Source organism: Peribacillus saganii (assembly GCF_003429095.1).
Lineage (GTDB): Bacteria > Bacillota > Bacilli > Bacillales > DSM-1321 > Peribacillus > Peribacillus saganii.
In genome coordinates this window covers 204,477-216,890 of sequence record NZ_QVTE01000008.1, presented here as the reverse complement: position 1 = coordinate 216,890, position 12,414 = coordinate 204,477, and the positions used below count along the sequence as shown (strand labels likewise).

Sequence of the window (12,414 nt, the reverse complement as noted above, 5' to 3'; positions counted from 1 at the left end):
TTCACAAATAATGAGCAATATTCCCTAATGAATTATGGTAAAAAATCCCGTATTATAAAATGAGAAAATTTATTTCATTACTGAGGTTTATTTTGAAACGAAAGAGGGTATGAAACAACTTGTTGCCCACTAAAAAACAATGCCCCAACTGCCAGAATTCTTTGTTTGATAGTAAGTCCTTCAGTAATCAGTTAAATCAAATGAAGGATCTTTTCATTAATGACAAGAATGCCTTTTTGGAGGGTGTTGAGGATCTTCTGGTTGTGTCCCCTTTGCCGTTTGATATTCTTATTGATATTCGCCGCTCTATCACGGAAGAATTATTCAATGAGATTACATTTAAAAAAATAATACATACAGCGCTGGCCCCCTTTAAGTATGAGCATCAATGCTTTTATTGCGGGTATTCATCTAAATCCCTTTTATCCGAGAGTTTTATATTCCCCTTTTCCGGCTGGTCTTTAAAAGGCTTATTGGGCGGAGAATAGCTCTAAAACAGCTTTTTCGTATGTTGCATCAAATAAAATAGATAAAGCAGCTTGGGATCCCAAAGCTGCTCTTTTTTATAAAAAATGGAAGGCCCCGAGTTATGAAGGCCTTCCTGATTACTGGTAAATGCTTCATTCTTTTCTTGACACCAGAATGGAGTTGCTATTTTCTGTTTGCTTATTAAATGAACAGTTAAAAAAAGTTTAGTATAAAAGGCTCCTTTTCTTCTACTCAGGTCTGTTCTTCATTAATCCATTTCTTTACATCAGGTGGATTGAATGCCTTAAATTGTTCAATCAATTGATCCGGTTTTGATTCAATGAATACCATGGACCGGTATTTTTCATGCATGAATTGCTGGTCGGTCATGTGATCAAAAAAGGCAACAAGCTTGTCATAATAACTATTCACATTTAAAAGGCCAAACGGCTTATGATGCAGTCCCAGCTGTGCCCATGTAAATATCTCAAAAAATTCTTCCATGGTCCCGGGCCCCCCAGGCAATGCTATAAAACCATCAGCTAAATCAGCCATTTTTGCTTTTCTTTCGTGCATCGATCCAACAACAAAAAGTTCTGTTAAGTTGGGATGTGATATTTCACGGTCCTCAAGCATCTGGGGAATCACTCCAATTACTTCCCCTCCCTCATCCAGTACGGTATCAGCTATTTGTCCCATCAGGCCTACACTTGAACCACCATAAACGAGAGTGATACCTCTTTTAACCATCTCCTTCCCTAATTCGATGGCTCCTTCTCTAAAAATACTTGACGCCCCGCTGCTTGAACCGCAAAAAACCGCTATACGCTGCAATGCAAATACCCCCTTTCCCCTCATCTATTCACTCAATTGTACTGTTTCCCTTTTTGCTTCAAACAATAATTTTGTTAAATTATTATATTTTTATGTTAATATCACGGGCTTTATAATATGGATAGTCCATTTGCTTTTGAATTTTTTCCGCCGCTCCCTGTCCTGCTAACAGTTCACAGATGTAAAGCCCAAGATCAACGGACGTTGAACACCACCGCCTGTAATGATATTGCCATCTTTAACAATGCGTCAATCACTTACAATTTATCCCATATTCAATCCTTGCTGGTAAATCTGCATAAATCAATACTGCGTTAATAACGCTAATTTTCAACCAAAAAAGATGGTTCGTTTTTTAAAAAAATCGAACCATCTTTTTTCACTATTATTAAGGCAGAAGGGTTGCTCCCATTAAATAGCGGTCAACTTCCCTTGCTGCTTCACGGCCCTCATTGATTGCCCAAACAATCAGGCTTTGACCTCTCCGTGCATCACCGGCGGCGAATACGCCTTGTACATTTGTTGTGTATTCGCCATATGCTGCGTCAATTTTATTGTTACGTGCAGCTACACCAAATTGGGTTAACAGCGGCTGTTCCGTCCCTTCAAACCCGATTGCGATGAACACATGCTGGGCCGGCCATACTTTTTCTGTTCCAGGAATTTCATTGAAGACGTATTGGCCGGATTCAGTTTTTACTTTTTCCATCTGAATCGTGACCAGTTCTTTTACATTCCCGTCTGCATCTGAGACGATTTCCTTCGTCTGAATCAAATATTGACGAGGGTCGCTTCCGAATTTTGCTTCTGCTTCTTCATACGCATAGTCAAGCGTGTATACCTCGGGCTGTGCCGGCCACATATTTTCCGGGGTGCGTGACGCAGGCAGTTGAGGATGCTTGCCAAATTGTACGACGCTCCGGGAATTTTGGCGCAGGGCGGTTGCGACACAGTCAGCACCTGTGTCCCCTCCTCCGATAACAATGACATCCTTCCCTTTTGTATCAATGAACTGACCGTCCTGAAAATCAGAATCCAATAAGCTCTTTGTCGTTGTAGTTAAGTAGTCCATCGCAAAATGGACTCCGTTCGCTTGTCTGCCTTTAAGCACCAAATCGCGCTGCTTCTGAGCTCCGGTGCAAAGGATTACCGCGTCGAACTGACTTTTTAGCTCCTCGGCTGAAATGTCTTTTCCAACTTCGGTATTAGTAATGATATCTATTCCTTCCTGGATAAGCAAATTGATTCGTCGTTCAACAATTTCCTTTTCAAGCTTCATATTCGGAATGCCGTACATCAGCAGCCCGCCGGCGCGGTCTGATCGCTCATAAATAGTAACGGTGTGCCCTGCTTGATTAAGCTGGTCTGCAGCGGCCAATCCTGCCGGACCTGATCCAATAATGGCAATCTTTTTTCCGGAACGGCTCTGTGGAATCCTCGGTGCAATCCACCCGTTTGCAAATCCTTTATCGATAATTGAGCGCTCAATATTTTTTATCGTAACCGCTGGATCAGTAATGGCCAGAGTGCAGGACCCTTCGCATGGGGCCGGGCAAACACGCCCTGTAAATTCCGGAAAATTATTTGTTTTCATAAGCCGTTCCAATGCTTCTTTCCATCTGCCCCGGTAAACTAAATCATTCCACTCGGGAATCAGATTATCAATTGGACAGCCTGCTGTTCCACGATCCAATTCAATGCCCATATGGCAGAAAGGAGTGCCGCAATCCATGCACCTTGCTCCTTGACGGCTTAACATTTCATCAGAGAAAGGAGCTGAATATTCTTTCCAGTCGCTTACACGTGTCATCGGATTTCGTTCTTTAGCTTTTTCACGGCTATATTCCATAAATCCTGTTGCTTTTCCCATATCCCTCTCTCCTTTCTTATTGGGTAACTGGTTCCTTCTTTTTTAAAGGCGTTTTTTCTTTTGCAGCGTTAGCTTGAAACGCACTTAAGATGGCTTGTTCATCAGTCAGCCCAGCCAGCTTTTCCTGCTGAATGCGGTCCATCATCCGCTTATAATCCTTTGGTATTACTTTAACGAATTTTTTAACCAATTGAATCCAGTTCTCCAGCACATAGTTCGCCTTTGGACTGTCAGTGTATTTCAAATGATGGGAAATCATTTCACGCACTTCCTTTATTTCCTGGGCATTTTCAAGTGCTTCAAAACCGATCATTTCCTGATTGCATAATGACTTAAATTCAGCCGCATCATCAGCAAGAATATAGGCGATGCCACCTGACATTCCAGCAGCAAAGTTCTTCCCGGTGTTTCCTAAAATTACAACGCGGCCTCCAGTCATATATTCACAGCCATGATCACCAATTCCCTCAACAACCACATGAACACCGCTATTACGGACGGCAAAACGTTCGCCGGCGCGTCCATTAATATAAGCTTCACCACTTGTGGCACCATATAGGGCAACATTTCCTGCAATAACGTTTTCCGCTGATATTAACTTGGACACAGCAGGTGATTTTACAATCAGTTTGCCGCCAGATAATCCCTTTCCGACATAGTCATTGACATCCCCTGTTACATACATGGACATTCCTTTTGGAACGAATGCCCCAAAACTTTGTCCGGCAGAGCCTGTAAACCGCAGGGTGATTGTATCTTCAGGCAGCCCGGCTTCGCCATGGCGCTTTGAAATTTCACTTCCTACAATCGTACCAACTACACGGTTGACGTTGGTAATCGGCAATGACAGATCAATTGGAGTCAATGTGTCTATTGCAGATTGAACGGCTGGCAGTATTTTCTGAATATCAATTGATTCATCAATCTTGTGATTTTGCGGATTCTTGAAAGTTCGGCCACCTTCAGGCTGGTATAAAAGCGTCGTTAAATCTAAATGCTTTGCTTTCCAATGTTCTTTAGCCCGGTTGCTCATACTTAATACATCAGTTCTGCCAACCATTTCTTCAACCGTTTTAAAGCCCAGCTCTGCCATAAGCTCACGAACTTCCTGCGCGACAAAACGCATATAATTAACGACATAGTCAGCATGACCAGTGAATTTTTCGCGCAATTCCGGATTTTGTGTCGCTACTCCCACCGGACATGTATCCAAATGACATGCACGCATCATGATGCATCCAAGTACAATAAGAGGAGCTGTTGCGAACCCGAACTCTTCTGCTCCAAGCAGCGCAGCCATGACAACATCTCTTCCAGTCATCAGCTTGCCGTCTGTTTCCAGGATCACGCGATCTCTTAATCCATTTAGCATCAGTGTCTGATGTGCCTCAGCAAGACCAAGCTCCCAAGGAAGCCCCGTATGCTTAATGCTTGTTTTCGGGGATGCTCCTGTTCCTCCATCATAGCCGCTGATCACAATGACATCTGCGGCACCTTTTGCCACACCTGCGGCAATTGTGCCGACGCCGGCCTTTGATACCAATTTCACGCTGATTCTTGCATTCCGATTCGCATTTTTTAAATCATGAATAAGCTGTGCTAGATCTTCAATCGAGTAGATATCATGATGCGGAGGTGGTGATATGAGGCCCACACCCGGTGTTGACCCACGCACTTCAGCAACCCATGGATATACCTTGTTACCCGGAAGCTGCCCGCCTTCTCCTGGCTTAGCACCCTGAGCCATCTTGATTTGCAGTTCATCTGCATTGACAAGATAATGGCTCTTCACACCAAAACGGCCGGAAGCGATTTGTTTTATGCCGCTTCGGCGGTTATCTCCATTTTCATCCATTTCATTCCGTGATGCATCTTCTCCGCCTTCACCCGAGTTGCTTTTTGCTCCAAGACGGTTCATCGCTATGGCTAATGTTTCATGAGCCTCTTTGCTTAATGAGCCGAATGACATTGCACCGGATTTAAAGCGGCGTACAATGGAATCCACTGATTCCACTTCTTCGAGCGGCAGGGATGGGCGCTGTTGATTGAAATTAAAAAGATTACGCAAAAAGCCAAGGCGCTCCTCGTTCGCCATTTGTGAAAATTGTTTAAACAATTGGTAATCGCCTTTTCTGGTCGCCCATTGAAGCGTATGGATCGTTTTTGGGTTAAACGCATGGTGTTCCCCGGTTTTTCTCCATTGAAAATCGCTGCCCGGCTCCAATGTGGCATCTATAGAAGCAGCAAATGCTTCCTTGTGCCGGATCATTGCTTCCTCAGAAATGGTATCTAATCCAATTCCCCCAATTTGGGAAGCCGTACCGGTAAAATAACGATCAATTACAGGGACGCCAATGCCTACCGCTTCGAAAATTTGCGCTCCGCGGTAACTCTGCACTGTAGAAATCCCCATTTTTGACATGACTTTGACAACACCTTCAGTCACGGCTTTTACATACTTGCTGACCGCTTCTTCATAGCTCACCTTCAGGCTGCCATCAGCCACTGCTTGCTTGAAGACTGCATATGCGAGATATGGGTTAATTGCATCAACACCATAACCGATGAGGGCTGCAAAATGATGGACTTCCCTGATCTCCCCTGATTCAACAATAATACTTGCTTTTGTACGGATACCCTTTCGGATCAGTTCCTGATGCAGTGCGCTTGCAGCCAATAAAGGCGGTATGGCAACTTCAGATTTGTTCATGCTGCGGTCAGATAAGATGATGATGCTTGTTCCTTCTTCAACCGCCCTTTCTGCTTCGTTGCAAATCTCCAAGAGTCGATTCTCCAAATCTTCAGAAAACAAAGTTTGAATAACAGTACTCTTAAAGTCTGAATGAATATTGTCTTTCAATTGAGCTAACTGGCCATTCGTCAAGATAGGGGTAGCAAGCTGGATTCTCCGGGCATTCCCTTCATTAGGATGGAGCAAGTTCCCTTCAGCACCCAGAAACGTCATTGTCGAAGTAACAAGATGCTCTCGAATTGAGTCGATCGGAGGATTTGTGACTTGCGCAAATAGCTGCTTAAAGTAGTTGAACAATAACTGAGGCCGATCTGAAAGTACAGCAAGCGGGGAATCATTACCCATCGATCCAAGTGGATCTTTCCCTTCTGTTACAATAGCAAGCAAATATTTATGCACATCTTCATACGTATAGCCGAAAGCTTTTTGGCGGGTGACAAGATCTGTTATTGGCTCATCTTCCCTTTCAAGAAGCGTGTCCTCCATTTTTACTAGCTGATTATCGAGCCATTGCTGATACGGATAAGCCTGGGCCATTTCAGTCTTGATCGTTTCATCAGAAATGATCCGGCCCTGTTCCAAATCAATCAGCAGCATTTTCCCTGGACTTAATCGGTCTTTATAAAGTACATTTTCCGGATCTACCTCAATCACGCCTACTTCGGAAGAGAAAATGATATAATCATCCTTTGTGACATAATAACGGGCAGGACGCAATCCATTGCGATCCAGGATGGCCCCAATCTGCTTTCCATCCGTGAACGAAATGGCTGTCGGACCGTCCCATGGCTCCATTAAAGTGCTATGATATTCATAGAAGGCCTTCTTTTCTTGAGTAATATGCGGGTTCTCGGTCCAAGGTTCAGGAATGAGCATCATTGCTGCATGTGCTGGCGTTCGTCCTGCTAGAACAAGGAATTCAAGGGCGTTATCCAAAATGGACGAATCGCTTCCGTCAGTATCTAAAAGAGGCAGAACTTTTGACAGCTCCTCTCCGAATGCTTCAGATACAAACTGCTGCTCACGCGCTTTCATCCAATTTATATTCCCGCGAAGCGTGTTGATTTCACCGTTGTGAATCAAATAGCGATTCGGATGAGCCCTTTCCCAGCTAGGGAATGTATTTGTGCTAAACCGGGAATGCACTAGAGCAAATCCAGAAACGAATGCCTCATTTTGCAAATCCAAGTAAAATGCATTTACCTGTTCAGGTGTCAACAACCCTTTATAAACAATCGTCCTGCTTGATAGACTCGCAAAATAAAAGCGAAAATCTTTTTGTTTTGCCCAATTTTCTGCCTGTTTGCGGATAATGAATAATTTACGCTCAAATGCCAGATCATTGGCAATTGCTTTGCTTGCGCCGATAAACACCTGCCGGATCACTGGACAGGTTTTTTTTCCTGTTTCCCCGATTTCGTCAATATTTACAGGAACTGTTCTCCAGCCGAGAAGCGTCTGTCCCTCTTCTTCAATCAATCTATTAATGACAGCCTCTATTTCTTTTTGTTCAGATTCATTTCTTGAAAAGAAGATCATGCCTACGCCATAACGGCCTTTTTCTGGAAGTTTTAGTTCAGGGCATGCCAGCCGGAAAAATCCATCCGGAAGCTGTACCATAAGGCCTGCGCCATCACCTGTTAACGGATCGCTGCCCTGGCCCCCTCGGTGATCAAGCTGGCAAAGCATTTTCAGTCCTTTATTTACAATCTCATGTGAAGCATGGCCCTTCAGATGAGCGTATAATCCGATACCGCAAGCGTCATGCTCAAATTCTGGACGGTAGAGACCTTGCGCTTTTGGCAATTGATGATATGTCACTTTTTTTCTCTCCTCCACATTTCGTGTATTTTCACGAAGTTTTAGCTGTTTATTATTGTAGGTTTTCAGATTAATATGAACAATATATAATTTAGATGAAATCAATCTTGAATCAATATATATTTTTTCGGAGGATAAATATGGAGCTGCGTCAATTACGATATTTTATAGAGGTTGCAGAGCGGGAACATGTTACCGAAGCCGCTGAGGAGCTTCATGTAGCGCAATCTGCAATTAGCTTGCAAATCGCCAAATTAGAATCAGAACTTGGAGTCTCATTATTTGAGCGGAAAGGGAGAAATGTGAAATTAACAGAAATCGGAAGAATCTTCCTCACACATGTAAACACTGCGATTAAAGCACTTGACTACGCAAAGACAAAGGTAGATGAATATTTGGATCCTGAAAATGGCACCATCAAAATCGGATACCCAACAAGCCTCGCAGGTAATTTGTTGCCGACTGTTGTCTCCGCTTTTAAGGAAAAACACCCAAACGTAACCTTTTACTTACGCCAAGGCTCGTATACAGCTTTAATTGATTCTGTTAAAAATGGTGATATCAATCTAGCATTTCTCGGACCTGTTCCGGCAAGCGAAGCTGATATTCAAGCAGATATATTATTTTCGGAGCGTTTTTCTGCATTAGTGCCGTCCAACCATTCCCTTTCTGACAAAAAAAGCTTGTTTCTAAGCGATTTACGAAATGATATGTTTGTGTTATTTCCGAAGGGATACATTCTTCAGCAAACAGCAGTAAAAGCTTGTGAACAAGCTGGCTTTGTCCCTGCCATAGCATCTGAAGGCGAGGATATGGATGCCATCAAAGGCCTTGTTGCTGCAGGAATAGGTATCAGCCTTTTGCCTGATAGTACATTATCCGAAAATATCCCCCGATTCACAGTGAAGATTCCGGTAAAAGATCCTCAATTAATGCGGACTGTCGGTATAATCACTCCTGAAAACCGGGAATTGGCACCATCCGAAAAAGAATTTTATCAGTTTGTAAAAGAGTTCTTCTATTTGCTTGACCAGTATAAATAAGTATTTTCCGAAGGATATTAGCAGAAAAGAATTCTTCCATAAAAGAGTCCATTGCCTAAGGCAGGTTACACAACCTGCCTATAAACACCTAAAACAGTCTGTCGGGATAACACATTTTCCGCAGGGCTTAATTTCAGACAGAGCCCATACATAAAGAAATTCTCATCATTTAAAAATAACAGCGTTTAAGTCAAGCATTGAAGTTTGGCATCGTTTTAAATCCCCATTCTTAGTAAAGAGAAAAACCCTTTCATAAATGCGGGAGCTCTCTCCCAATATCCCTTCAGAAATCATTTTCCTATGTTATAAAAAACTTCATTTTTTGATGTCTACCCAGCAAAATGACGGCCATTTAAAATTCATTTTCGGAAGGTTTTCTAACGTTATAATTTTGTCGAAACAAAAAACGTTGTCAGATTATCTTACAAATTTAAGGTAATCGATTTTTTTATGCTCTATCCTGTAAAAAACCAACAAGGAGGAAACGCAAACCAGTGCGTAAGTTTTTTCAACTATTCATCATTAGCGGATTTCTTCTGCTGGGCAATGGAATTGTCAGCATATTGCATCTGCCCTTTCCAGGAAGTGTTGCAGGAATGATCATGCTACTGGCAGCGATGCTAACCGGCCTAATCCAATTGGAATGGATTGAAAACATGGCCACCTTCCAAATTAAACATCTTACATTACTTTTTCTGCCGCTTGTGATAGGAGTATTTTTATCTCCTAATTTGATACCGCTGCTAAGTTGGCATTTTATCATCGCAATCCTCTTCAGCAGTTTCATCTGTCTTCTGGGAACCGCATTTTTTGTGGAATGGTTCGAAAAAATCAAAAGGAGGAGCCAATAATGACCGTTTTTTCTGGCAGCATAGTGTGCAGTGTAACTATGACTATCGTGTCTTATATCATAAGTGTTCATTTCTTCAGGAAATATAAGAAAAGCTGGCTGAATCCTTTATATACTTCATCAGCACTTGTGATTTCCCTGCTCTTTTTGTTTCATGTGCCTGTTAGCACATATCAAAAAGGAAGCCTTATATCTTGCTTTGGGGAGAAGAAGAAGGTGCACTGGGATGCATCGCTATGGTCTCCTCAGCTATTTTCCTCTCGATCTTGATCCCTGTTATCACTATCCTTATATAACAAAATGAAAGAAGGTAATATTGTGGATAAATCTATAGAAGTAAAACTTGTCGAAAAAATCATAGAAATCGACCTTTTGCGTGACCAGCTTTATGAAGAATTGATCCAAATCCTTGGTCCCCGAACCGATGAGCTCATACGAAAAATCCAAAACAATTATTGATTTGAATAGGAGTGATAAATATGTCAAATCAGCTGCGAACTGCAATGGAAGAATTGAAACAATACTATATTCAAAAATTGGCAGCTGCAGGGCTCTTCACTAAAAATGAGCAGGAGTCCTTACACCTGACTTTAAGTGAATTGGAAAACATGTTCCGGTATGTACCCAAAAGAAAAAGCAGGACTTAGTTTATGCTTTGTGCCGCATTTGCGGTTCTTTTTCGCTTCCGGTATAAACTAAACTATCATATTCGCATTAACTATTCTAAATTACCCTTATATCACAAACCGCAAAACTGCAAATAAAGTACGTTGTGCCATCGGAACAACAATACCTTCATGGACATTTCGGATGTAGTACTCCATTATTAATAATTCTTTGAAATAGCCCTTTGAAGATTTGCTCACAGAGTTAATATTAAAAATAAAATACATTGTCAAATTTCCTTACACAAATAGTGAATTGATCTTTGCAATGCTCTATCCTATAAAAACCAACAAGGAGGAAACATTAAACGGTTTATCGCGTTAGTGACTTTAATGGAAGATGCAAAATGTTTAATCAACAAAATTGGGAGTGTATAGCATGTTCAGTCAGTTAAACACCGATTTGAAAGAGTACTATTTCGATATACTGGCAGCCGCTGGCGTCATCAGACTAACAGAAAGTGAAAAATCATATATGACATTACGTGAATTAGAAACTATATTCAGAGGTTTTATCCAGATTAGCAGGTTATAGTTTTTTTTGGTTCAGTTAGCTGCAAATTTAGAATTTAAATTTAATGTTATATTTTCTTACATTTTATGATATATAATTAACAAGAATTGTTTAAACGCCATTATATTCAGGTGGTGAGTGCAAAATTGAGCAATGATGTGTCGTATAAGGACAAAAAAGTCATTACTATAGGTGTTGTAAGTGAGCTCACAGGTCTTACAGATCGTAAGATAAGGTATTATGAGGAAAAAAAATTAATTTTTCCTGAAAGAACTGCCGGCGGCAGCCGGAAATATTCATTTTCTGATGTCGAATTATTAATGAAGATCGCCGACAAAATGGAAGATGGAATCCAAACAAGAGAAATCAGGCAGGAATTAGTCAAAGAACAGAATCGTGCGACGAAAGAAGAGCTTCGCAAAAAAATGCTCCAGGGACAAATTAATGCCCATTTTGGCTTCCGTAAACCATAATATACTTCCCTTATTGTTTCTTTAAAGCTATTCCTCAAGCTGGGCTGTGATTTTGTACTCCCATTTTAGGGAGTTGTAATTGAGACATACTGATCACCGTTCCTCTTTAAATTATGGGGAAGGAAGTTTCGGAACCAAATGGCTTTTCTTGCAGTATTCACTATGCTAAATTTCGAGGATCATAGAAGGTATTATTGCCGGATCAGTAAAAACGAAATAAACAACGCTGATTCTTGAACCCTTTTAATAAGACAAATGTGTAAAAGCAATACACGATATGAGTATCGATTCTTACCTGTCATAACGATATTTTCTATATAATTAGTTCCTCGCGGCTATTTACGATTTTTCAAACAGAAGCGAAAGTCACTTTTCATTCTTTATTTTCATGCTAATTCTAGAAAGTTACGTGCACAAAAAAAAGAGAGTCAATATAACTCTCTTTCGCATCAAACTTATAACTTATATTCTTTAGGGAAAGACAGGCAACGCTATGGGACCAAGTACGCAACCAATACGAATCGTTCCGGAGCTGATCCGACATATTCAAATGGATAGCATGTGCTGACGGTGAGGGTTGCTTTTGGTTTTGGGACAATTACTGTTCGATCGTCTTCATCAACAATCCTTACTTTCCGAACCTTATATCGAAATTCTCCTGCAGATGTCCGAACAATCAGCATATCATTTTTACCGACCACACCAAGCTTGCGAAAAACAGTGTCCCGGTGACCTGACAGAACTGAGTTGTCTTTTTCACCCGGGAGCACACTTCCTGCAAAATGTCCGACCCCTTTTGCCAGCTCGTCTTCATTTGTTCCATGAAAGATTGGCAGTGTGGCCTTTAGTTTAGGTATATATAATTCTCCGATCTCTTCGCCAATTTCAGGCCGGACCTGGTATAATACCCCAACATCTTTTTTTTGCTTTTCCTCTTTTTTATCTGATGTTGACTTAGCCGCTGCATGGGAGCTGGACCCAATTGTTTTATATAAAAAATACCCCTTAACAAATTTATATCCATTAGTAGTAGTGAACCACCCGCCACCCAAAATAAACAGAACCGACAATGATAGAAGAATCAGCCGAACTTTACGGCTGACTCTCTTCTTTTTGTCATTCAT

At 41.5% G+C, this 12,414-nt stretch carries 11 protein-coding genes; 7 read left to right on the top strand and 4 right to left on the bottom strand.

Annotation, left to right across the window (positions count from 1 at the left end; all coding sequences use genetic code 11):
* Nucleotides 1-720: 720 nt before the first annotated feature.
* From D0469_RS03755 to gltB, 3 genes are all read right to left on the bottom strand, one after another.
* Nucleotides 721-1,302, bottom strand: a complete 582-nt coding sequence (locus tag D0469_RS03755) for an LOG family protein (protein WP_117325289.1) — start codon at nt 1,300-1,302, stop codon at nt 721-723.
* A 388-nt stretch (nt 1,303-1,690) separates the two neighbouring features.
* Nucleotides 1,691-3,172, bottom strand: coding sequence for a glutamate synthase small subunit (gene gltD / locus D0469_RS03745; RefSeq protein WP_117325288.1), 1,482 nt, complete (start codon nt 3,170-3,172; stop codon nt 1,691-1,693).
* 16 nt (nt 3,173-3,188) lie between these two features.
* Nucleotides 3,189-7,745 (bottom strand): glutamate synthase large subunit, encoded by a 4,557-nt coding sequence (gene gltB, locus D0469_RS03740; RefSeq protein ID WP_117325287.1) that lies wholly within the window; start codon nt 7,743-7,745, stop codon nt 3,189-3,191.
* A 140-nt stretch (nt 7,746-7,885) separates the two neighbouring features.
* Here gltB and D0469_RS03735 point away from each other — a divergent pair, with 140 nt between their 5' ends.
* From D0469_RS03735 to D0469_RS03715, 7 genes are all read left to right on the top strand, one after another.
* Complete coding sequence (locus D0469_RS03735) at nt 7,886-8,788, top strand: LysR family transcriptional regulator (RefSeq protein WP_117325286.1); 903 nt, start codon at nt 7,886-7,888, stop codon at nt 8,786-8,788.
* Between the two features lie 494 nt (nt 8,789-9,282).
* Nucleotides 9,283-9,639: a CidA/LrgA family protein gene (locus D0469_RS03730; protein WP_117325285.1), complete on the top strand. Its 357-nt coding sequence runs from the start codon at nt 9,283-9,285 to the stop codon at nt 9,637-9,639.
* Nucleotides 9,606-9,908, top strand: a complete 303-nt coding sequence (locus tag D0469_RS22060) for an LrgB family protein (protein WP_117325284.1) — start codon at nt 9,606-9,608, stop codon at nt 9,906-9,908. The genes D0469_RS03730 and D0469_RS22060 overlap by 34 nt, the downstream gene beginning before the upstream one ends.
* A 48-nt stretch (nt 9,909-9,956) precedes the next feature.
* Entirely contained in the window at nt 9,957-10,097 is a 141-nt protein-coding gene (locus D0469_RS21315; protein ID WP_199478331.1) for a hypothetical protein, read from the top strand.
* A 20-nt stretch (nt 10,098-10,117) separates the two neighbouring features.
* Nucleotides 10,118-10,285 (top strand): Fur-regulated basic protein FbpA, encoded by a 168-nt coding sequence (gene fbpA, locus D0469_RS03720; protein WP_117325283.1) that lies wholly within the window; start codon nt 10,118-10,120, stop codon nt 10,283-10,285.
* 397 nt (nt 10,286-10,682) lie between these two features.
* Nucleotides 10,683-10,838, top strand: coding sequence for a hypothetical protein (locus D0469_RS20950; RefSeq protein ID WP_158553341.1), 156 nt, complete (start codon nt 10,683-10,685; stop codon nt 10,836-10,838).
* Between the two features lie 125 nt (nt 10,839-10,963).
* On the top strand, nt 10,964-11,290 hold the full coding sequence (locus tag D0469_RS03715) for a MerR family transcriptional regulator (RefSeq protein WP_233522928.1): 327 nt from the start codon (nt 10,964-10,966) through the stop codon (nt 11,288-11,290).
* Between the two features lie 491 nt (nt 11,291-11,781).
* Here D0469_RS03715 and D0469_RS03710 read toward each other — a convergent pair whose 3' ends face one another.
* Nucleotides 11,782-12,414, bottom strand: a complete 633-nt coding sequence (locus D0469_RS03710) for a class D sortase (RefSeq protein WP_117325282.1) — start codon at nt 12,412-12,414, stop codon at nt 11,782-11,784.